The sequence below is a fragment of the Saccharopolyspora cebuensis genome, assembly GCF_039542665.1.
Taxonomy (GTDB): Bacteria; Actinomycetota; Actinomycetes; order Mycobacteriales; family Pseudonocardiaceae; genus Saccharopolyspora; species Saccharopolyspora cebuensis.
On sequence record NZ_BAABII010000004.1, the window covers coordinates 323,298 to 345,460 of the forward strand.

Below are 22,163 nucleotides of genomic sequence, written 5' to 3' on the forward strand. Positions count from 1 at the left end.
CGGGGACCGCCTCGGGCCGCGGGTCCTCGATGCGCCGAGGGCCCGCGGCCGCGTCCTACCGGGATTCGAGCACGAAGTGCGCGGTGCCCGACCACGGGGAGCGCACCGTCCACCTCGGATCCGGCCCCGGTCCCGGCACCCGGCGCAGCACGAGGTCCACCGGCCGGGGTTCGGTCGGCTCGAAGTGCCGGTGGTTCCAGGCCAGCAGCGCCCGCTCCAGCGATCCCGCCCGGTCGAGCCGCTGCCGGAGCCGCTCGTCCAGGTAGCCCCGGTCGGAGAACTGGTCGACGATCCGGCACCCGCAGAAGTACGCCAGCGTGCCGATCTCCCCCGGGCTGGACACGGTGCGGTCGCCGACGACGCGGCCCAGCTCGGTGCCGATCCGGGCGTACTCGGCGGGGGCCGCCCAGTTCGTCGTGATCGCCGCGGAGCGCCACGGCATCCCGTGCTGCACCGCGAAGGCCGCCGAGACCGCGAGCACCCCGACCGCCGCCACCAGCACGGGCACCACCGCGAAGCGGTGCGGGGCCATCGCGCCGATCCCGCCGGCCAGCAGCACGCAGAGCCCGACGACCGCCGGCGCGTAGTACCAGTGGTACGGCGGCACGCCGAGCAGCGTGTAGGCGTAGTGGTGCAGCACCGCACCGACGCCGAGCAGCGTCCACGGCCACAGCTCCGGCACCCGCCCCCGGATTCGCAGCAGCACCAGGAACACCGCGAACCCGGCCCCGGTGTAGGCGGGCACCGCGGACAGCAGCACCGCCGCCGGGAAGAAGTCGACGTAGAGCGCGATGCCGTCGCGCACCGTCCAGCCGCCCCAGGACTCCTGGAGCTGCTTGATCAGCAGCGTGTCCGGCACCGCCGAGCCGAAGTGCAGCCAGCTCCACAGGAACCAGGGCAGCGCCAGGGCGGCGATCGGCAGCCACCGCGTCCACCCCCGCCACAGCGCGGGCCGCCCGAGCAGCACCACGACCGCGAACAGCAGCAGGTCCAGCCGCAGCAGCGCCAGCGCCCCGGTGGCCAGCCCGAACAGCACGGGCCGCGGGCGCACCGCGCTGAGCAGCAGCACACCCAGCAGCGCGGCGGCGGGCGCCACCTCCAGTCCGGCGCTGGACAGCACCAGCGGGTTGAGCAGCACCAGCCCGGCGCCGAGCGCCCCGGTCCAACCGGGCAGCCCGGTCTCCAGGGCGGCGCGGCGCAGGCTCAGCGCGAGCACCACCGCCGAGAGCACGAACAGCACGCCGAGCGCGGCCACCGGGCTGCGCAGCAGCGCGGTCCCGGCGGCCAGCAGCAGCACGTTGAGCGGGGCGGTCGCGGTGTTCGCGGGCTCCTCGGCGATCAGCCCCCAGTGCCCGTGGAAGGCGAGGTTGCGGGCGTAGCCGAGCGCGATGTAGCTGTCGTCGATCAGCGCGTCGTGGACCAGCCAGAACAGCGCCGCGGCGAGCAGGCCGACCCCGCCGGGCAGCAGGAACGACGCCGCGGTGCGGGTGCTGGGCGGGATTTCACCAGAGCGGGTGAGCGCGTCGACGGCCATCCGGCACCATCCGGGTCGCGGGCGGCGCACAACAGTCCTCAGTGGAGGGTTGTGCCGGGATGCTCCGATGGTAGGTCGGCGCGCGGCGTCCGGCGCTTCGTCGGCCAGCGCCGGACCCCCGATCCGGCGACCATGACCGGCAGCACGCGAACGCGGTCGGGGAGCGCCGGTGGACAGGTGGAGCAGCCCGGCACCGCCGACGTCGACCACCGACGCCGGGCGGAGCCGGAACCGCAGGTGGGCGGCCTGGTGCTGGCACCTGCTGGCGCTGTGCGCCGGGCTCGCCGGGATCGGCTGCGCGGTGGCGCTGCCGTTCGCCCCGGTGTGGGCCGAGCGCACCGAGGTGCACTGGTCGGGCGAGTCCACGACGGCGCTGTTCGCCCCCTACCGGCCCGCGGAGTTCACCGCATCGGTGCCGTGCCCGGCGCTGCGCGGGACCCCGGACCGGCCGACGACGGTGCTGAGCACGGTGTCCGAGGGCAGCGCCCGCGACGGCCTGGTGCTGACCACCCGCGACGGCGAGCCGCACCTGGTGCTCGGCCAGCGCGAGGTGCCGCTGCCCGCCGGGACGTGCGGGCTGCGGATCGAGTCCGGCGCGCACGGCACCGCGGTGCGCACCGGGATCGCCCCGCCGATCCTGCTGCCCGAGGTGCCCGCCCCGGAGGTCTTCGCCTTCCGCACCGACCTCGACCCGGCCGCGGGGGTGTCGGTCACCGCGCGGCCGTACTCCTGGTTCGACACCGCGCCGACCCGGGGCAAGTCGGACCTGGCGGTGACCGCGGTGGTGCTGGCCGCCGCGTCGCTGCTGCTGCTGGTCGCGCACGGCCCGCGCGCGCCGGCCGCCGCGCCGCGGTGGCGGTCCGGACTGCGGCTCCCGGTCGACCTCGCGGTGGCCGGGGTGCTGGCGCTGTGGCTGCTGATCGGGCCGAACACCGAGGACGACGGCTTCGCGATGATGACCGTCCGCAACTACGAGGCCGACGGCTACATCGGCAACTACTACCGCTGGTTCAACGCCGCCGAGGCGCCGTTCACCCTGGTCCAGCACCTGATGCGGGCGGTGGCCGAGGAGGGCCCCGCGGTGCTGCGCGCCCCCAGCGCCGTCGCCGGGCTGCTCACCTGGCTGCTGCTCAGCCGGGGGATCGTCGCGCCGCTGTGCCGGGGCAGCCGGGCCGCGGTGCCGCTGGCGTCGGTGTTCTTCCTGGCCTGCTGGCTGCCGTTCGGGCTGGGCATCCGCCCCGAACCGGCGGTCGCGCTGGGGCTGACCGCGACCGTCGCGGCGCTGTTCAAAGCCGACCGCTCGGCGGCTCCGGCGGGCTGGCTCGGGCTCGCCGCCGCCTCGGCCGGGCTGACCGTCGCGGTCACGCCGACCGGGATCGCCGCGCTGGTCGCGGTGGCGGCGTTCGCGCCCCGCGTGCTGCGGCTGCTGGCCCGACCCGGCGCGGTGCTCCTCCCGCTGGCAGTGTCCGCGCGGCTGGCGGCGCTGGGCTGCCTGGGCTGCCTCGGTCTGGTGGCGATGTTCGCCGACTCCACCTGGACCGGGGTGCGGCGGGCGACGCACCTGCACGAGGCGTTCGGGCCGAGCCTGGGCTGGTACCAGGAGCTCAACCGCTACGCCTCGCTGCTGTCCACCGGGACGTGGGGCTCGGCGAGCAAGCGGCTCGCGGTGTTCCTGGTCCTGGTGGCCGTGCTGCTGGCCGCGGCGTGCGCCCTGCGGCGGCTGCACTACTACACCGGGATTCCCGGGCTGCCGCCGCTGCTGGGCTCCGTCGTCGGGGTGTTCGCCGTGCTGGTGGTGGTCCCGTCGAAGTGGACGCACCACTTCGGCGCGCTGGCCGGGGTCGGCCCCGCCCTGCTGGCGGTGGTCGTGGTGCTGCTGGCGCGGGTCGGCGCGCTGGAGCGGGCGCGGCGGGAGGCGCGGCTGCTCGGGGTGGTCGGCGGGCTCGCCGCGGCCGGGGCGGCGGCGTTGGCCTTCCGCGGCCCGAACGCCTGGCCGTTCCCGGGCGAACTCGGGCTGCCGTGGGCCGACACCCCGGTCCGGCCGCTGGACAGCCCGCCGCTGTGGCTGGCGGTCGGCGCGCTGGCCGGGCTGGGGACCTGGGCCGCGGTCCGGCGGCGCGCCGGTCCGGGGTGGACGGCGATGCCCGGCGCGGTGCTCGGCTCGGCGGCGCTGGCCGGGGTCCTGGTGCTGCTCGGCTCGTTCCTCACCGCGCGCGACGACCGGGTCTCCACCGCCGACTGCGGGCTCGCCGAGGCCGTCGAGGTGCTGCCGCTGCGCGCCGCGCTGCACCCGGTGCCGGGCAGCGCCGCCGAACCGGACGGCTTCACCCCGACCGACGTGCCGCTCGAACCCGCGCCGCCCACCGCGTCGGCGGCGGTCGAGGCCGTGCGGGCCACCCCGCACGCGTGGGCCTCCACCGCCCCGGGCACCGGATCGCTCAGCACGCCGTGGTTCGCGCTGCCCCCGGTGCCCGACGGTCACGTGGTGGCGCTGCGGGTGGCGGGCCGACCGGGCGACGGCACCGCGCTGCGGGTGGAGTTCGCCGCCGGGGACCGGACGCTCGGCACCCGCGAGCTGCGCGATCCGCCGCCCGCCGCCCTCCCCTACGACGACCCGCGACGCGGCCGACCGGCCCCGGGACGCGCGGAGTGGCGGGTGTTCACCCTCGACGCCCCGCCGCCGGGCGCCGACCGGCTCCGGCTGCGCGCCGAGGACCGCAGCACCGCGGCGGACGGCTGGCTGGCGGTCGGCGGGCCGGTGCTGCGCGAGGTGGTGCCGCTGCACCGGGTGCTCGCCGGGGCCGGGCCGACGCTGGTCGACTGGCCGCTGAGCTTCCACTTCCCGTGCCACCGGGCGTACCCGCGGGTCGGCGGCGGGACCGCGGCGAGCCCGCGCGCGCTGATCACCCCCGCCGCCGGGGAGGACTCGATGGCCTACGACCCGACGATGGGCGGCGTGTTCGCCGGGGTTCCCGCGCTGGCCGAGCGGTACGAGCTGCCGAGCCGGTTGCGCGGCGCGCCCGGCGCGGTGTGGGGCCACCTGCTGCTGGCGTCCTACGGCGACCTGGCGCGGGACGCCTACGCGACCCGCGTGCACCGGGAGCGCATCGGCGGCGCGGCGGGCGATCCGCCTTACCCGTTCGGCGGATGAGCCCTGAGCTGATGGACCCTGGGCTGCTGAACCCGGGCGACTTCACCGCGCTGACCTCGGACGGTGCGGATACTCTCGGTGTCCGGGTGCCGGCGGCGTGGGGGTGCCGCCCGGCTGAACCCGAGGAGCCGGATTGGCCTGGGGGTGCGCCATGTCCGACATGCTGGGGACCGAGGTCCCCGTACCCGTCCCGGTGCAGGCGAGCACCGAACCGGCGGAACCGCCGCTGGTGTCCTACGTGCTGCCGGTCTACGACGAGATCGGCGCCATCCGGCGGTTCCACGAACAGCTCGCCGGGGCGGTGGCCGAAAGACCCGAGTTCGACTACGAGTTCATCTACGTCAACGACGGTTCCACCGACGGATCGCTGCGCGCGCTGCACGACATCGCCAAGAACGACGAGCGGGTGCGGGTGGTCGACCTGGCCCGCAACTTCGGCCACCAGATCGCCATCACGGCGGGCCTGGACCACGCCGACGGCGACGCGGTGATCACCATGGACACCGACCTGCAGGACCCGCCGGAGGTCAGCCTCGCGCTGCTCGACGAATGGCTCGACGGCGCCGAGATCGTCTCCGCCCGGCGCGGCACCCGGCAGGACTCGAAGTTCAAGCGGGCCACCGCGCACGCCTACTACCGCGTGCTGCGGCGCTGCGCCGACGTGAAGATCCCGCTCGACACCGGCGACTTCCGGCTGCTGGACCGGCGCGCCGCCGAGGAGCTGCGCGGCTTCCGGGAACGCAGCCGGTTCATCCGCGGGATGGTCGCGTCGATGGGGTTCGAGCAGTCCGAAGTGGTCTTCGACCGCGACGAACGGGTCACCGGCAACACCAAGTACCCGCTGCGCAGGATGCTGCGGCTGGCCGCCGACGGCGTCACCGGGTTCTCCACCGCACCGCTGAAGCTGATCACCCGGATCGGCTTCGCGGGGCTGGTGCTCTCCGCGATCGGCATCCTCTACGCCGTGGGGATGCGGGTGTTCCTGCCCGAGGTGACGGTGTCGGGCTGGACCATGCTGATGGTGGTGCTGCTGTTCGTCGGCGGGGCGCAGATGCTGTCCCTCGGCGTGATCGGCGGCTACATCGGACGGATCTACCACGAGGTGCAGCAGCGTCCGCTCTACATCGTGCGCGACGTGGTCCGGTATGACGCGGACTGAGGTGCGCGTCCCGCGCACCCTGGCGCTCTACGGCGTGATCGGCGTCAGCGGGGTGCTGCTGGACTACCTGGTGTTCCTGCTCCTGCTCGGCCTCGACGCGCTGCACCCGCAGGTGGCCAACGCGATCAGCACCACGGTCGGGATCACCAACAACTTCCTGCTCAACGCGCTGCTGAACTTCCGCACCCGGGACCGGTTCGCGGTGCGGTTCCTGCGCTTCTACGCGGTCGGCCTGACCGGGCTGGCACTGACCTTCGTCGTGCTCCAGGTGTTCTCCGGCTGGCTGGGCCTGGACCCGAGGTGGGTGAAGGGCGGCGCGCTGCCCGTCGTGGTGTTCCTGCAGTACACCGTGAACAAGAAGTGGAGCTTCGGATGAAGCTGGGCATCGTGGGGGCGGGGGCGACCGGGCTGACGGCGGCGCACGACGCGGTCAAGGCCGGGCACGACGTGACGGTGCTGGAGGCGGCGGACGAGCCCGGCGGGCTGGCGTCCTCGATCGAGGTCGCCGGGACCCCGCTGGAGCGGTTCTACCACCACAGCTTCCGCACCGACCGGGCGCTGATCGAGCTGGTCGAGGAGCTCGGCCTCGGCGACCGGCTGCGCTTCCACCGCCCGAGCACCGGGGTGTACCGGGACGGGGCGCTGCACCCCTTCGGCACCCCCGGCGAGATGCTGCGGTTCCCGGGGTGGTCGGTGCCGGACCGGCTGCGCTTCGCGGCGTCGGCCGCGGTGCTCAAGGCGGTCCGGGACGGCTCGCGGTTCACCGAGGTGCGCGCGCTGGACTGGATGCGCCGCTGGGCCGGACCGCGGGTCACCGAGACGATCTGGGAACCGCTGCTGACCGGGAAGTTCGGCGCGCACGCCGCGGACATCTCGATGGCCTGGCTGTGGGCGCGGATCCACTGCCGCACCTTCGAGCTCGGCTACCTGCACGGCGGCTTCGAGCTGCTGTACCGGGCGCTGCTGGACGCGGTGACCCAGCGCGGCGGCAAGGTCGAGACCGGCAAGCCGATGACGGCGATCGAGCAGGTCGGCGCCGAGGTCCGGGTGCGCACCGCCGACGACAGCGGGTACCTGTTCGACCACGTCGTCGTCACCGTCCCGCAGCCGGTGTTCGCCGAGGCCGCCGGGATCGGGGCCGACCACGTGCTGCGGCGCAACCGGTACCTCGGCGCGACCTGCTTCGTGCTGGAGTGCGACCGGAGCCTGATCCCGCACTACTGGCTCAACATCAACGACCCGGCGTTCCCGTTCCTCGCGGTGGTCGAGCACACCAACCTGGTGGACCCGGCCGAGTACGGCGGCAGGCACGTCGTCTACGTCGGCAACTACGTGCCGCGCGAGGACTGGCGCTTCACCGCCGACCCCGCCGCCGTGCTGGAGCACTACCTGCCGTGGCTGCGGGCGCTGAACCCGGACTTCGAGCGGTCCTGGATCCGCGACTGGCACTTCTCCCGGGCCCCGTTCGCGCAGCCGATCGTCACGCCCGGGTACCGCGCGGGCATCCCCGGCCACCGCACCCACCTGCCGGGCGTCACCCTCGCCACCATGGCGCAGATCTACCCGCACGACCGCGGCCAGAGCTACGCGATCCGGATGGCCCACGACGTCATCCGCGACCTAGGCCTCCACCACCCGCCCGGGTGACGCCACCGGGTCGGGACGTGAGTGAGGGGCACCCTTGTCCCAGTTACTTGGGCAAGGGTGCCCCTCACTCAGCACACGTCCGGGTGACGTGGGGGCCGGGTGGTCCGGCTAGAGGTAGAAGGCCAGGAAGAGGAACCCGGCCAGGACGACGCCGAGGACCATGAGGACCTTGTCCTTGAGGACGACCTCCTCCGGCTCGCCCGCGACGCCCTTGTCGATGTCGACCGCGTAGCGCAGTATCGCGATGACCATCGGGATGATCGAGATCAGGCCCCACCGGGACTCCTCGACCGTGCGGATGTCGTAGGCCCACAGCGCGTAGGACATGATCGTGATCGCCGCCGCGATCGCCCACACGAAGCGCAGGTAGGACGGCGAGTACGCCTTCAGCGACTTGCGGATCTTCGCGCCGGTGTCCAGCGCCAGCTTCACCTCGGCGTAGCGCTTGCCCGCCACCATGAACAGCGAGCCGAACGCCACGATCAGGTAGAACCACTGCGTGATGACGAGCCCGGCGGCGGCACCACCGGCGATGGCGCGCAGCAGGAAGCCGGAGGCCACGATGCACAGGTCGATCACCGGCTGGTGCTTCAGCCCGAAGCAGTAGCCGAGCTGCACCGCGATGTAGACCGCCATCACGGTCAGCAGCGGCACGCTGGTCAGCGCGGAGATCACCAGCGAGCCGCCGAGCAGCAGCACGCACACCGCGTAGGCGATCGGCACCGGGATCAGCCCGGCGGCGATCGGGCGGTTGCGCTTGGTCGGGTGCTGCCGGTCGGCCTCGACGTCGATGGCGTCGTTGACGAAGTAGATGCCCGAGGCGGCCATCGAGAAGACGATGAAGGCGATCACCGCGTCCAGCAGGATCGCCGGTTCCAGGATGTGGCCCGCCGCGAACGGCACCGCCAGCACCAGGACGTTCTTCACCCACTGCTTCGGGCGCAGCTCCTTGACCAGCCCGGAGACCAGTCCGGCCGGCGTGCCCGCCTTGGCGGTGACCTTCGCGTGGTAGGCGTCGGACGACTTGTCCTTGACGTCGTCCGAGGCCGCCGCGCCGGGCTCCAGCACCTCGTCGCCGAACTCGGCGCCGATGGTGCCCTCCGAGTCGGTCTCGACCTCGGCCTCTTCGCGCTCCAGCTCGGTCCGCCGCGACGCGCTGCCGTTCACCGAGGCCCCGTTCGTCGAGGCGCCGTCCTTCGCGGCACCGCCGTTCGAGGCATCGTCGTCCGTGGCGTCGTCGTCCGTGGCGTCGTTCTTCGCGGCCCCGTTGTTCGAGGCCCCGTTGTTCGAGGCGACGCCGTTCGACGACGCGTCGGCGGTCGTCCCCTCGTCGTCGGTCTTCGCAGCGGTGTCGACCTGGAGGTCGTCCGGCCGCTGCTCCTGTTCGTTCTTGTCAGGCACGGTTCCTCCGCCGTGTCATGAATCGCCGGACGCCCAGCGCGACGGCCCCGCCCAGCGCGGACCCGGCGACCACATCGCTCGGATAGTGAACCCCCAGGACAAGACGGCTGACCATCATCGGCGGCACGAGCACCGGGGTCAGCTTCTTGCCCGTCAACCCGCCGTAGAGCACCGCGGCCGCCGTCGTGGAGGTCGCGTGCGAGGACGGGAAGCTCAACTTGCTCGGCGTGCCGACCAGCACCCGCACGCCGGGGTCGCCCGGGCGGCGGCGCCGGACCACCCGCTTGACCGCGATCGACGCGGCGTGGGCGGCGGCGACCCCGGCCGCGGCGGTGAGCCACTCGGCGCGGCGCGGGCGGTCGGCGACGGCGCCGATCGCGCCGATTGCCAGCCAGCCGCCCGCGTGCTCGCCGAACAGCGACATCGCCCGCGCGGCCTTCACCACGGGCGGCTTGGCCAGGGCGCCCTGCACCGAGCGCAGCGCCCGGGTCTCGGTGGTGACCTCCGGCGCCGGTTCGTCGTCGGGCACGGCGACCGGCACGTCGGGGGCGGTCGCCGAGGTCAGCTCTGCAGCCACTTCATCTCCGGGGGGTTTCGGGGCCGGGTCACTTCTGGTCGAAGACCTGCTTCCAGGACTCGGCACTGGTGAGCTCGGGAAGCGCGGCGCGGTAGGCCGCGCGCAGCCGGGACCACTCCTGGCCCAGCTTCTTGTAGTTGGCCATCGCCCGGAGCCCCAGCCGCCGGAACTCCTCGGGGTCGCGACGGCGGAAGGCCACGCCGCTGCCGTCGGCGTTGGACACGGTCGCGCTGTCCAGGTTGCCGAGCAGGAACCAGCGGGCGCTGGCGGCGGGCACGTTGAGCTGCGGCCGGTCGGAGGCCTCGCCGGAGGGCTCCTTGAGGTTGTGCAGCAGCGCCTTGGACGCCCGCGCCGCGATCACCGCCGGGTTCACCGGCGGCTTGAGCAGCCCCTCGGCCATCACCGGGTCGGCGAAGGGCTGCGGGAACTCGCGGGCCGAGGGCAGCGTCCGCGCGTCGTCGTAGTCCTTGCGCAGCTCGCGGACCTCCGGCAGCGCCGTGCGCAGGCTCTCGAACAGGCCCTCCGGCCCGGCCATGAAGTCCTCGATGGCCCGCTGCTGCACCGCGACCGTGGAGTACTCCATGGACAGCAGGTGCCGCAGGGTGAGCTTGAGGCCCTGCTTGACGATGCCGGTCTTGACGTCCTCCGGGCTGTGCAGCGCGGCCAGGATCAGCCGGTTGCGGGTGTGGAAGTACGCCGTCCAGTCGGTCGCGTCGTTCTTGTCGGTCCACGGCATGTGCCAGATCGCCGCGCCCGGCAGGGTGACCGTCGGGTAGCCGTGGCCGCCCGCGCGCAGCGAGTACTCCGCGTCGTCCCACTTGATGAACAGCGGGAGCGGCAGCCCGGTCTCCTCGATGACCTCGCGCGGGAACAGGCACATCCACCAGCCGTTGTAGGTGGAGTGGATCCGCGGGTGCAGCTTGGGAGACTTGCGCAGCGGCTTCTTGGCGAAGTCGTGGTCGGTGACCGCGCCGGGCGCCGCCCGCCACATCGCCCCGCCGAGGTCGACGACCTCGCCCATGGTGTGCAGCCGGGACCGGGCCTGCAGGTTGAGCATCTGGCCGCCGACGATCACCGGCTGGGAGGCGGCGCGGGCGAACGCGTTGGCCCGCAGCACGCCGTCCGGCTCCAGCGCGATGTCGTCGTCGATGACCATGACTTGCTCGGCGTCGGAGTGGTAGACGCCCTCGTACATGACGCGGGTGAACCCGCCGGAACCGCCGAGGTTGGCCTGCTCGATCACCTGGAGCTTGTCGCCGAGCCGCTGGGCGGCCAGGTCGAAGCCCTCGGTGTCGCGGATCTTCTGCGGCCCCTGGTCGGCCACGATGACGCGCTCGACGACGTCCATCACCTGCGGGTCCTCGCCGAGGGTCTGCAGCGCGAGCACGCAGTCGGCGGGCCGGATGGTGGTGGTGCCGACCACGACCTGCTGCTTGGGCAGCTCCAGGTCGGTGGTCCAGGAGCCCTCGTCGATCTCCAGCGCGGCGTCGTTGGTGAAGACGTCGAACCAGATCCAGCCGCCGTCCTCGAACGGGGTCAGCGCGACCCGGAACTCCAGCGACTTCCAGGACTTCGGGCTGGACACCGGCGCGCCCTGGAGGTGGACGCTGTCGCCGTTGGGCTTGGAGCGGTAGACGTCGAGCCGACCGGCGCCCTTGACCTTCAGCCGGAGCACGACCTCCTCGACCTTCGTCCAGCGCTTCCAGTAGCTGGCCGGGAAGGCGTTGAAGTACGAGGCGAGCGAGATCTTGCTGTTGGCCGGGACCTTCAGCGAGCGCCGCGAGAGCACGGTGGCCGCGCTGCTGCGGGCCTCCGGCTCGTCGAGGTACAGCGCCCGCACGTCGAGGGGGTCCTCACCGCGCGGGAACACGATGCGCTGCAGCACCTGCTCGGCGGCCACCGCGCCGGTGCCCGCGCGCATCGACGTCGCGTCGCTGATCTTGCTCTCGCCGACCGCGGGTCCCTTGGCGGGAGCGGTCCTGGTCGCGGCGCGCTTGCTCGCGGCCTTGGCGGCGCCGGGGTCCTCGGGGGCGGTCCGGTCGGTCACGTCAGTCCTCCAGGGAGCCGTCCAGCGAACGTCCCTCGGTGAAGTAAGGGGCGATCTTGTTGTCGAACATGCTCAGCGCCGAACCGATGGCCATGTGCATGTCCAGGTACTTGTACGTCCCCAGTCGACCACCGAAGAGCACACCGCGCTCCGCGGCCTCCTGCTTGGCCAGCGCGCGGTAGGCCTCCAGCTTGCGCCGGTCCTCCGGGGTGTTGATCGGGTAGTACGGCTCGTCCCCGCTCTCCGCGGCCCGGGAGTACTCGCGGACGACGACCGTCTTGTCCGACGGGTAGTGGCTCCGCTCCGGGTGGAAGTGCCGGAACTCGTGGATCCGGGTGTAGGGGATCTCCTCGTCGGCGTAGTTCATCACCGGGGTGCCCTGGAAGTCGCCGGTCGGCACGACCTCGCTCTCGAAGTCCAGGGTGCGCCAGCCCAGCTCGCCCTCGACGAAGTCGAAGTAGCGGTCCAGCGGGCCGGTGTAGACGACCGGGACGTCGGCGGGCAGCTCGTCGCGCACGTCGAAGTAGTCGGTGCTCAGCCGCACGTCGATGTTGTCGTGCTCGGCCATCCGGGTCAGCCAGGCGGTGTAGCCCTCGACCGGCAGGCCCTCGTAGGTGTCGTTGAAGTAGCGGTTGTTGAAGGTGTAGCGGACCGGGAGCCTGCTGATCGTGGCGGCGGGCAGTTCCTTCGGGTCGGTCTGCCACTGCTTGGCGGTGTAGCCGCGCACGAACGCCTCGTACAGCGGGCGCCCGATCAGCGAGATCGCCTTCTCCTCGAGGTTCGCGGCCTCGGCGGTGTCGATCTCGGCGGCCTGCTCGGCGACCAGCTCCTTGGCCTCGTCCGGGCTGAACGCGCGGCCGAAGAACTGCGACAGCAGGCCGAGGTTCATCGGGAACGAGTACACCTGCCCCTGGTGCTTGGTGAACACCCGGTGCTGGTAATCGGTGAAGTCCGTGAACTGGTTCACGTACTCCCACACCCGCTTGTTGGACGTGTGGAACAGGTGGGCGCCGTAGCGGTGCACCTCGATGCCCGTTTCGGGCTCCGCCTCGGAATAGGCGTTGCCACCGATGTGGTCACGACGGTCCAGCACCAGCACCCGCTTGTCGAGCTGGGTGGCGGCGCGCTCTGCGATCGTGAGGCCGAAGAATCCGGAACCAACGACGATCAGGTCATAGCCTGCGAAGCTCACGGCGACGAGGGTAGCTGGGGCGGCGCGACGCTCCGAAACCGCGTTGACATTAGCGGAGGGACATCGTTACCCGTAGTGGTGATATCGCCGCGTTGCGGAGGACGAGAACCGCGTGTCCTGCAATTTTGTCCACCGTATCGAGTGACGAACCGCGCACTCCCCGAAGCGACCGCGACCAATCCTGACCGGGCCGGATGACCAGGCCGGCGAGTTCGCATTGGGTAGCATCGCGGCGGCGCGACCCCCGGGGTGATCCGCATCGTCCCGCGATATCCGATTCGCCGGTCCATCCGGTCGGCGGGCGCGCCACCGGGACGCGGGGAAAGGTGATCTAGGAGCGTGACTTCCGCACGCGAGCGATCTCTGCTGGCCGTGGCGATCGTGCTGGAAGTGGTGGCGATCTGGTTCGTGCACTGGATCGACACCCGGGGATACATGGACGCCGAAATTTACCGACTCGGCGCTCGCGCGTGGCTTCGCGGCAACGAGATATACGGCGGTGACCTCACCCCGGAAACGCCGGATTCGGGCACCCTGCCGTTCATCTACCCGCCGTTCGCGGCCATCCTGTTCACCCCGCTGACGTGGTTGTCCACCGAGGGCGCGGTGGTGGTCGTCTCGGTGCTCTCGCACCTGGCGATCCTGGCCACCGCCTACGCGCTCGCCCGGTCCAGCCGCTACTTCGCGCCCCGGGCGGGGCAGGTCGCGCTGGCCACCGCGCTGCTGCTGCCGTGGTTCACCGTCCTCGAACCGGCCCGCGACACCATCAACTACGGCCAGATCAACCTGCTGCTGATGGGCCTGGTCGCGCTGGACTGCCTGCTGCCCCGCACCCCGTGGCCGCGCGGGCTGCTGGTCGGCCTGGCCGGGGCGATCAAGCTGACCCCGCTGGGCTTCCTGCTGCTGTTCCTGCTGCGCCGCGACCTGCGCGCGATGGCGGTGACCGGGCTCACCTTCCTGGCCACGGTGCTGATCGGGGTGCTCGCCGCGCCGCGCGACTCCGCGGTGTGGTGGCTGGAGGAGATGGTCGCGACCGGCGACGAGCACGGCCTGGTCTACGCGGGCAACCAGACGCTGCGCAGCCTGCTCGCCAAGCAGGAGCTGACCGACGCCGCGCTGAACGTGCCGTGGCTGCTGGGCTGCGCGCTGCTGCTGGTCGTCGCCGTGCTCGCGATGCGCTACGCGCTGCGCACCGCCAACGTGCCGCTGGCGCTGATGTTCAACGCCGTCCTGGTGCTGCTGGTCTCGCCGATCTCCTGGTCCCACCACTGGGTGTGGGCGGCGCCCGCGCTGGCGCTGGTCGGCGCGATGGCGGTGCGGCACCGCTGGTACGGCGTGCAGCTCACCGTCGGCCTGTGCGCGCTGGCGGTGGCGATCGGGCCGCACTGGTACCTGCCCTACACCAACGACCGGGAACTGGACTGGACGTTCTCGCAGCAGGTGGTCGGCAACTCCTACGTGCTGATCGGGATCGGCTTCCTGATCGCCGGGGCGATCGGCCACCTGCGGTTCACCCGGTACCGGCCGGCGGCGGCCACCGAGGCGCCGACCTACGGCAGAGCGTGAGCCACGTCCGCCGCACCGGCGACGGCGGCACGTCACCCGGACGGCTCGACGTTCACCGGAAGGCGCGGTGATCCACCCGTCCGGGTCGGCTTTGATCGCCTGATCGGCGGTAAGCAGCACCATCCGAACGGAGGGCGCCCCATACTCGGCCGCGCCCCCGACCGAGCACCGCCGCCGCGGTGCGCTCCCGCGCAGCGAGGTACCCATGCGCCGCCGGCTCGTCCTGCCGCTCGTCCTGCTGGCCACCGCCGCCCTGGCTCCCGGCGCCCTGGCTCCCGGTGCCCTGGCGCCCGCGGCCACCGCCGTCGAACCCGGCCCGCGCGTCGAGCGCGTCGCGCTGGGCGAAGTGCCGACCGCCCGCGACGCCACCCGCGAGGTCCGCACCGACCGGCCGTTCTCGATGCTCGGCGTGCGCTGGTCCGGCGCCGCGCCCGACGAGGTCGCGGTCCGGAGCCGCACCGACCGGGGCTGGCGGCCGTGGACCCCGCTGGAACCGGCCACCGACCGGGCCAGCGAACCGCTGTGGACCGGGGACGCGCGCACCGCGCAGGTCCGCGCCACCCGCGACGGCCGCGACGTCACCGCCGAGCTCCAGCTCATCGCGCTCGACCCGGGCCCCGCCCCCGCCGCCCGGCAGGCCCCCGCCGCCGGACCGGGCGGGCGACCACCGGTGGTCGAGCGCGCCGGGTGGGGCGCCGACGAGAAGCAGACGACCTGGGCCGGGCAGGCCACCACCACCCGCGCGGTCGCCGTGCACCACACCGCCGGGAGCAACGACTACCGCTGCGCCGACTCGGCGTCGGTGGTGCGCGGCCTGTTCCACTACCACGCCGTCGAACTGGGCTGGGGCGACATCGGCTACCACGCGCTCGTCGACAAGTGCGGCACCGTCTTCGAGGGCCGCCGGGGCGGGCTCGACGGCGACGTCATCGGCGGGCACGCGCTCGGCTTCAACCACGAGACCTTCGGGGTGGCGATGCTCGGCAACCTCGAACAGGCCCGGCCCAGCCCCGAGATGCTGGACGGCGTCGCCCGGATCAGCGGCTGGAAGCTGGACCGCGCGGGCGTGCCCGCCGACGGCACCGTCGTGCTCACCGGCCAGGGCGGCTCGCTGCACGCGGCGGGCGCGCGGGTCACGCTGCCGACGATCTTCGGGCACCGCGACGTCGGCCGGACGCTGTGCCCGGGGAGGTTCGGCTACGCCGCGCTCGGCGACATCCGCGCCCGGGCCGCCGCCGCCCAGCATCCACCCGCTCAGGACCCGCCCGCCGAGGAGCCGCCTGCCGAGGAGGATGACGCCGCCCAGCAGGCGCTGTAGCTCACCACCAGCGCTCCAGCACCGCGGCCACCCCGTCCTCGGCGTTGCTCGGCGCCACCTCGTCGGCGACCGCGAGGACGGCGGGGTGGGCGTTGCGCACCGCGATCCCGCGGCCCGCCCAGCGCAGCATCGGCACGTCGTTGGGCATGTCGCCGAAGGCGATCACCTCGCCGCGCGGCACCCCCAGCTCCTCGGCGACCTCCGCCAGCCCGGTCGCCTTGTCGACACCCGGCGCGGACAGCTCCAGCAGACCCGAACCCGTCGAGTAGGTGACGCCCAGCCGCGCGGCGAGCACCTCCTCGGCCGCCGGGGCCATCTCGGCGCTGGTCAGCTCGTCGTGCACCACCAGCAGCTTCACCGCGGGCTTGCCGGTGAGCTCGTCGGGCGGGGCCGTCCGCACGTCCACCGCCCAGGACCGGCGGAAACCCGGTTCGGCGAGGAACTGCGCGGCCGTCGTCCCCCGCGCCCGGTCGCCGACCCGCTCCACGGCGAAGGTGCACCCCGGCAGCTCCTCGCGCAGGTCGTGCACCGCGTCGTGCAGCACCAGCGGGTCGATGAGGTGGCTGCCCAGGATCCGGTCCGCCGCCACGTCGTAGCGCACCGCCCCGTTCGCGCAGACCGCGAACCCGACCCCGCCGAGCTCGTCGACCAGCGGCCCCAGCCAGCGCGGCGGACGGCCGGTGACCAGGACGAACGGGACTCCGGCCGCGGTCGCCCGGCGGACGGTCGCGGTGGTGCGGGCGGTGAGGCGTTCGAGCGGGCCGAGCAGGGTGCCGTCGACGTCGGAGGCGATCAGGCGAGGAGGGCGCATCGCTGCATCGTCCCCCGCCCGCGCCCGGCAGCGGTACGCCGAGCCGCAGCCGACGCACCACACCCGTCCGGGTGATCGGTCGCTGAGTGAGGGGCACCCTCATCCCAGTTACTCGGGCAAGGGTGCCCCTCACTCAGCTCCCGATCGGGTGACGGCGCTCGGAGCGGAGGTCTCCCCGCGGGATGTCCTCGTCCGGCGGGCTCCTGGGTGGTCGGGACGGACGTACCGGGCGGTTTCGCCCGCCCGAGCGATTGCGTCCCGGGCATCGGCGCACAGCGCGTTGGCGTCATCGGGTCGATCCCCCGGGCGCGTACCGATACGGTCGGAGCCGTGCGAGTTGGGATCGTGATTCTGCCCGAACACCGGTGGTGGGCCGCCGAGCCGCTGTGGCGGATGGCCGAGGAGTACGGCTTCGCCCACGCCTGGACCTACGACCACATCGGCTGGGGCGAGCTGGTGGACAAACCGTGGTTCGACGCGGTGCCGACGCTCACCGCCGCCGCCACCGTGACCACGACGATCCGGCTGGGCACGCTGGTGGCGTCGCCGAACTTCCGGCACCCGGTGCACTTCGCCCGCGAACTCACCGCGCTCGACGACATCAGCGACGGGCGGCTCACCCTCGGCATCGGCGCCGGGGGCCCGGGCTTCGACGCGGGCGTGCTGGGCGCGCCCGAGCTCACCGCCGGGCAGCGGGCCGACCGGTTCGCCGAGTTCCTCGACCTGCTCGACCGCATCCTGACCTCGGACCGCACCGACTACCAGGGCGAGCACTACGCGGCCGTCGGAGCGCGGCGCAGCCCCGGCTGCGTGCAGGTGCCGCGACTGCCGTTCGTCGTCGCCGCCAACGGCCCGCGCACGATGCGGCTCGCGGCCCGCTACGGCAAGGGCTGGGTGACCACCGGCCGCCCCGCCGACGACGTCGAGTCGTGGTGGCGCTCGGTCGCCGACCTGTCGCTGCGGTTCGCCGACACCCTCGCCGAGCACGGCCGCGAACCGGCCTCGGTGGACCGCTACCTCCAGATCGACGCCGGACCGGCCTACGCGCTGTCCAGCGCCGAGCACTTCCGCGAGGCGGTCGGCCGCGCGGCCGAGCTCGGGTTCACCGACGTCATCACGCACTGGCCGCGCCCCGAGGAGCCCTACATGGGTTCGGAAGCCACGGTCGAAGAGGTCGCCTCCGAGGTCCTGCCGGAGCTCTAGGTGTCCGGCGCACCCGGCGGAGCGGTGCGGGTGGCGGAACCTCAGCGGCCCCCTCGCTGCGGGATCCGCTCCTGATGTACCAGGCGCGTGCACGGCGTCGCGGCTGTCCTCGCGAGGGGACCGCTGAGAACCCGCGGCGGTGCCGGTTGCGTGCGTGGGGCAAAGCGGAAGCGGCTTCGCCGCTTGCCTGACTGTGAGGGTGGTGTTGGCGTTCCGGCCGTGTCCGGACGCTCCGCGGCCCCCTGACCGCCACGCCACCCGCACCGGCACGCAACCGGACCACGACACCACCGAACAACCCTCATTCGGCGAGGGTTGCTCCTACCGCCAGGAACTCCGCGGGTTCCCGGCCCACCGCCGAGAGCCGGTGCGGCACCCGGGAGCTGAAGCTGACGCTGTCGCCCGCCCGCAGCGTCGTGGAGTCCTCGCCGAACTCGACCAGCAGCTCCCCGCTGAGCACGTACAGCCAGTCGTGCCCGACGTGGCGCACCGGCCGGACGCCCTCGGCGGTGCGGGTCAGCCGGTAGCGCGCCGCGTACATCCCGGGGATCACCGCGCGCGGCGTGAGCACCTGGAGCACCAGGCCCTCGTCGACGACCGTCCTGGCCTCGTCGCCGCGCAGCACGACCACCGCCGGGCCCGGCTTGGTGTCGGTGAACAGCTCGGAGAGGTCGATGTCCAGCGCGTCGGCCAGGCGCGCCAGCACCTCCAGCGCGGGCGTCGGGCCGCCGCCTTCCAGGTCGCCGAGCTGCGCGGTGTCGAGCCCGGCGCGTTCGGCCAGCGCCGCCGGGGCGAGGCCGCGCTCCTCGCGCCGGCGGCGGACCCGGTCGCCCAGGCCCTCCAGGGCTTGCCCCGGGGGCTCCGGCCCGTCCGCTCGATCAGCCACGCCCCCACCATAGGACGGCCGCGCCCGCTCCGCCGCGACGTCGGGTGTGCGCTGGTCGGACACCGGGTAGGCCGACGACCAGGAGGTGATGGCCGATGGCCACGAAGCAGGCGAAGCGCACCGCGCAGGTCCCGGCGCAGCGCGGCGGCACCGGGACGACGGCTCGGCGGCTGCTGGAGCGCGCGGGCACCACCTACGCGGCGGAGGCGGGCATCACGCTGGCCGACAAGCCGTCCCCGCTGTACCGGCTGCTGACCATGTCGGTCCTGCTGTCCACCCGGATCAAGGCGGGCATCGCGCTGTCGGCGACCCGCGAGCTCAAGGGCTTCGGCACGCCCCGCCGGATGCGCGAGGCCACCTGGCAGCAGCGGGTCGACGCGCTGGTCCGGGGCCACTACCGGCGCTACGACGAGAGCACCGCGACCGCTCTCGGCCAGGGCGCCGATCTGATGCACCAGCGCTACGGCGACGACCTGCGCAAGCTCCGCGCGGAGGCCGACGGCGACCCGCGCGCGGTGCGGCGGCTGCTCCAGGAGTTCCCCCGGCTCGGTCCGGTCGGCGCGGACATCTTCTGCCGCGAGGCGCAGGGCGTGTGGCCGGAGCTGCGGCCCTACTTCGACCGCAAGGCGCTCCAGTCCGCCGAGCGCATCGGCCTGCCCACCGACCCGGACGGCTTGGCGAAGCTGGTGCGCGCCGCCGACCTGGACCGCTTCGCGGCGGCGCTGATCCGCGTCGACCTCGAACCGGACCTGCTCAGCTGACCCGCCCCTCACCCGTTCGTGAGCTGAGTGAGGGGCACCCTTGCCCCAGTTACTTGGGCAAGGGTGCCCCTCACTCACGTCACGTTCGGGTGACGGCCCCTTCGGAGCGGAGCCGCGGTGCGGCACCCGGTCGGCACCGCGGCGGGTGCTCAGCGGCCCTCTCGCGTGCATCACGGGGCGGTTCCGGGTGCGACGCTGCGGTCCCGCTGTCCGGGACCGAGCCCCTGAGCGGGGTGCTCAGCCCTTCGGCTCCAGGACCTCGACGCCGCCGAGGAACGGGCGCAGGGCCTCGGGCACCCGGACCGAGCCGTCGGCCTGCTGGTGGTTCTCCAGGATCGCCACCATCCAGCGGGTCGTGGCCAGCGTGCCGTTGAGCGTGGCGCAGTGCTGGGTGCGGCCCTCGTCGCGGTGGCGGACGTTGAGCCGCCGCGCCTGGAAGGTGGTGGTGTTCGACGTCGAGGTCAGCTCGCGGTAGGTCTGCTGGCTCGGCACCCACGCCTCGCAGTCCAGCTTGCGGGCCGCGCTCGCGCCGAGGTCACCGGCCGCCGTGTCGATGACCCGGTAGGGCACCTCGATCTTGGCGAGCATCTCCTCTTCCCACGCGAGCAGGCGCTCGTGCTCGGCCTCCGCGTCCTGCTCGGCGCAGTAGACGAACATCTCCAGCTTGTTGAACTGGTGGACCCGGATGATCCCCCGGGTGTCCTTGCCGTACGACCCGGCCTCGCGGCGGAAGCAGGTCGACCAGCCCGCGTAGCGCAGCGGTCCGCCGGAGAGGTCCACGATCTCGTCCGCGTGGTAGCCGGCCAGCGGCACCTCCGAGGTCCCGACCAGGTAGAGGTCGTCCTCCTCCAGCCGGTACACCTCGCCGGCGTGCGCGCCGAGGAACCCGGTGCCGTCCATGATCTCCGGGCGCACCAGCACCGGCGGCACGACCAGGTCGAACCCGGCGGCGGTGGCCTGGGCGGCGGCCATGTTCAGCAGCGCCAGCTCCAGCTGCGCGCCGACGCCCTTGAGGAAGTAGAACCGGGCGCCCGAGACCTTCGCGCCGCGCTCCATGTCGATCGCGCCGAGCCCGGTGCCCAGCTCCAGGTGGTCCTTGACCGGGAAGTCGAACTCGCGCGGGGTGCCGACGTGCTTGAGCGTGACGAAGTCGGCCTCGCCACCGGCCGGCGTGCGCGGGTCGATGACGTTGGAGAGCCGACGCTGCGCCGCGAGCAGCTCCTCGTCGGCCGCGGACTGCTCCGCCTCGGCGGTCTTCACCCGCGCGGCGAGCTGCTTGGCCTCGGCGAGCAGCCCTTCGCGCTCCTCGCCCTTGGCCCCGCCGACGAGCTTGCCCAGCCGCTTCTGCTCGGCGCGCAGCGTGTCGGCCTGGGACACCGCCGACCTGCGACGCTCGTCGGCGGACAGCAGCGCGTCCACCAGCGCCGCGTCCTCGCCCCGGGCGCGCTGCGAAGCGCGCACCGCTTCCGGATCCTCGCGTAGCGTCTTCAGGTCGATCACAGCAGGTCAGCGTAGCGGCCCGCGCACCCCCGACGGCCATCGGGTGCCACTGGGCAGCAGCGCCCGACCCACCACCGGTTTCACCCCGAAGTGAAGTGAGTGAGGGGCACCCTTGCCCAAGTTACTGGGACAAGGGTGCCCCTCACTCAACTCCCGAACGGGTGAGAGCGGGATTGGGTGAGGGGCACCCTGTACCCAGTAATGCGGTACAGGGTGCCCCTCACTCGGGAAAGCGTCACCCGGTCAGGAGCCGGGGATGCGGTGCGGGACGAAGGCGGCGCCGTCGTCGGTGATCAGGCCGGCGGTCTCCCGGATGCCCAGGCCCGCCGAGGAGTCGCCGACGATCCAGGCGCCCAGCGCCGGACGCATCCCGTCGAACTCGGGCAGCGGGTCGAACGCCTGGTAGACGTAGCCCTCCTCGCCGTAGACGCCGCCGGTCTCGGTCTCCCAGCCGGGGGCGACGACGGTGATGTTGCTGCCCTCGCGGCCGAGCCGGGGCTTGCGCACGTACTCGGTGAGCAGGCCGGGCTGGTCGAGGAACGTGGGCAGCAGGTTCGGGTGGCCCGGGTGCATCTCCCAGAGGATCACCAGCAGCGCCTTGTTCGACAGCAGCATCTTCCACAGCGGCTCGACCCACTGCGTCTTGGGCAGCGCGCTCACCGCGTGCTTGCCGAACTCGTCGTCGACCATCCACTCCCAGGGGTAGATCTTGACGGCGGTGTTCATCGGGGACTCTTCGAGGTCGACGAACCGCTCCAGCAGCGAGTCCCAGCCGATCTCCTCGATGGGCAGCCCGACGGTGTCCATCCCCGCCTCGGCGGCGGTCTCCTGGAGGTAGGCGGCGGTGAGGTTGTCCTCCCCGGAGGTGTCCGAGGACGACCAGGTGAAGTGCACCTCGCGGGTGGCGAGCTGGTCGCTGATCTCCTCCCAGCGCTCGACCAGCTTCTCGTGGATCGAGTTCCACTGGTCGTCGCCGCCGTGCACCTCGGTCAGCCAGTGCCACTGCACGACCGCCGCCTCCAGCAGCGAGGTCGGCGTGTCGGCGTTGTACTCCAGCAGCTTGGCCGGGCCGCTGCCGTCGTAGCGCAGGTCGAAGCGGCCGTAGAGGTGCGGGTCACCGCGCCGCCACGACTCGGCGATGTGCGGCCAGACGTACTCGGGGATGCCGAAGTCCTTGTACCGCTCGGTGGTGATCACGTGGTCCACCGCGTCCAGGCACATCGAGTGCAGCAGCTCGACGTCGGCCTCCAGCGAGAGCACCTCGTCGAGGCCGAACTCGTAGTGCACGCCCTCGTCCCAGTAGGGCCGGGCGGTGCCGTCGGCCTCGCGCGCGGGGGTGCCGAAGACCAGCCCCAGCTCCTCGACCTTCGCCTGCCAGTCCGGCCTGCGCTGACCAGTCCTGCGTCGCAC

At 73.0% G+C, this 22,163-nt stretch carries 17 protein-coding genes; 8 read left to right on the forward strand and 9 right to left on the reverse strand.

The features are described from left to right. Positions 1-55: 55 nt before the first annotated feature. Positions 56-1,534 (reverse strand): hypothetical protein, encoded by a 1,479-nt coding sequence (locus tag ABD976_RS08190; protein ID WP_345359736.1) that lies wholly within the window; start codon positions 1,532-1,534, stop codon positions 56-58. 169 nt (positions 1,535-1,703) lie between these two features. On the opposite strand from ABD976_RS08190, the gene ABD976_RS08195 reads away from it, so the two are divergent. The 4 genes from ABD976_RS08195 (at position 1,704) to ABD976_RS08210 (ending at position 7,491) form a co-directional block, all read left to right on the forward strand. Further along, complete coding sequence (locus tag ABD976_RS08195; protein ID WP_345359739.1) at positions 1,704-4,685, forward strand: arabinosyltransferase domain-containing protein; 2,982 nt, start codon at positions 1,704-1,706, stop codon at positions 4,683-4,685. A 151-nt stretch (positions 4,686-4,836) separates the two neighbouring features. Next, positions 4,837-5,844 carry a glycosyltransferase family 2 protein gene (locus ABD976_RS08200; RefSeq protein ID WP_345359742.1) on the forward strand — a complete coding sequence of 336 codons (1,008 nt, stop codon included), beginning with the start codon at positions 4,837-4,839 and terminating at the stop codon, positions 5,842-5,844. Continuing rightward, positions 5,831-6,220 carry a GtrA family protein gene (locus tag ABD976_RS08205; protein WP_345359745.1) on the forward strand — a complete coding sequence of 130 codons (390 nt, stop codon included), beginning with the start codon at positions 5,831-5,833 and terminating at the stop codon, positions 6,218-6,220. The genes ABD976_RS08200 and ABD976_RS08205 overlap by 14 nt, the downstream gene beginning before the upstream one ends. Continuing rightward, on the forward strand, positions 6,217-7,491 hold the full coding sequence (locus ABD976_RS08210; RefSeq protein ID WP_345359748.1) for an NAD(P)/FAD-dependent oxidoreductase: 1,275 nt from the start codon (positions 6,217-6,219) through the stop codon (positions 7,489-7,491). Before ABD976_RS08205 ends, ABD976_RS08210 begins: the two co-directional genes overlap by 4 nt. A 108-nt stretch (positions 7,492-7,599) precedes the next feature. Here the strand turns inward: ABD976_RS08210 and ABD976_RS08215 are convergent, their stop codons facing one another. The 4 genes from ABD976_RS08215 to glf all read right to left on the reverse strand — a co-directional run bounded on the left by ABD976_RS08215 (position 7,600) and on the right by glf (position 12,708). After that, positions 7,600-8,583: a decaprenyl-phosphate phosphoribosyltransferase gene (locus tag ABD976_RS08215; RefSeq protein WP_425570081.1), complete on the reverse strand. Its 984-nt coding sequence runs from the start codon at positions 8,581-8,583 to the stop codon at positions 7,600-7,602. Positions 8,584-8,884: 301 nt separating this feature from the next. Next, a complete protein-coding gene (locus ABD976_RS08220) occupies positions 8,885-9,469 on the reverse strand; it encodes a phosphatase PAP2 family protein (RefSeq protein WP_425570076.1) in 585 nt (194 codons plus the stop codon). Between the two features lie 28 nt (positions 9,470-9,497). Further along, positions 9,498-11,390, reverse strand: coding sequence for a glycosyltransferase (locus tag ABD976_RS08225; RefSeq protein ID WP_425570082.1), 1,893 nt, complete (start codon positions 11,388-11,390; stop codon positions 9,498-9,500). A 127-nt stretch (positions 11,391-11,517) separates the two neighbouring features. After that, the gene (glf, locus tag ABD976_RS08230) at positions 11,518-12,708 is read right to left on the reverse strand and encodes a UDP-galactopyranose mutase (RefSeq protein ID WP_345359753.1); all 1,191 of its coding nucleotides are present in this window, start codon (positions 12,706-12,708) and stop codon (positions 11,518-11,520) included. 339 nt (positions 12,709-13,047) lie between these two features. Here glf and ABD976_RS08235 point away from each other — a divergent pair, with 339 nt between their 5' ends. Together ABD976_RS08235 and ABD976_RS08240 are read left to right on the forward strand one after the other, a co-directional pair. Further along, positions 13,048-14,274, forward strand: a complete 1,227-nt coding sequence (locus ABD976_RS08235; RefSeq protein ID WP_345359756.1) for a glycosyltransferase 87 family protein — start codon at positions 13,048-13,050, stop codon at positions 14,272-14,274. A 205-nt stretch (positions 14,275-14,479) separates the two neighbouring features. Further along, positions 14,480-15,592 carry an N-acetylmuramoyl-L-alanine amidase gene (locus tag ABD976_RS08240; protein ID WP_345359759.1) on the forward strand — a complete coding sequence of 371 codons (1,113 nt, stop codon included), beginning with the start codon at positions 14,480-14,482 and terminating at the stop codon, positions 15,590-15,592. 1 nt (position 15,593) lies between these two features. Here the strand turns inward: ABD976_RS08240 and ABD976_RS08245 are convergent, their stop codons facing one another. Beyond that, a complete protein-coding gene (locus ABD976_RS08245) occupies positions 15,594-16,403 on the reverse strand; it encodes an HAD family hydrolase (protein WP_345359762.1) in 810 nt (269 codons plus the stop codon). 330 nt (positions 16,404-16,733) lie between these two features. Here ABD976_RS08245 and ABD976_RS08250 point away from each other — a divergent pair, with 330 nt between their 5' ends. Continuing rightward, positions 16,734-17,606 carry an LLM class flavin-dependent oxidoreductase gene (locus ABD976_RS08250; protein ID WP_345359765.1) on the forward strand — a complete coding sequence of 291 codons (873 nt, stop codon included), beginning with the start codon at positions 16,734-16,736 and terminating at the stop codon, positions 17,604-17,606. A gap of 301 nt (positions 17,607-17,907) precedes the next feature. On the opposite strand, the gene ABD976_RS08255 is transcribed toward ABD976_RS08250, so the two are convergent. Then, positions 17,908-18,492 carry a helix-turn-helix domain-containing protein gene (locus ABD976_RS08255; protein WP_345359768.1) on the reverse strand — a complete coding sequence of 195 codons (585 nt, stop codon included), beginning with the start codon at positions 18,490-18,492 and terminating at the stop codon, positions 17,908-17,910. Positions 18,493-18,587: 95 nt separating this feature from the next. On the opposite strand from ABD976_RS08255, the gene ABD976_RS08260 reads away from it, so the two are divergent. Next, positions 18,588-19,253, forward strand: coding sequence for an endonuclease (locus ABD976_RS08260; RefSeq protein ID WP_345359771.1), 666 nt, complete (start codon positions 18,588-18,590; stop codon positions 19,251-19,253). Between the two features lie 237 nt (positions 19,254-19,490). Here the strand turns inward: ABD976_RS08260 and serS are convergent, their stop codons facing one another. Next, entirely contained in the window at positions 19,491-20,753 is a 1,263-nt protein-coding gene (gene serS, locus ABD976_RS08265; RefSeq protein WP_345359774.1) for a serine--tRNA ligase, read from the reverse strand. 243 nt (positions 20,754-20,996) lie between these two features. Continuing rightward, complete coding sequence (locus ABD976_RS08270) at positions 20,997-22,163, reverse strand: glutathionylspermidine synthase family protein (protein ID WP_345359777.1); 1,167 nt, start codon at positions 22,161-22,163, stop codon at positions 20,997-20,999.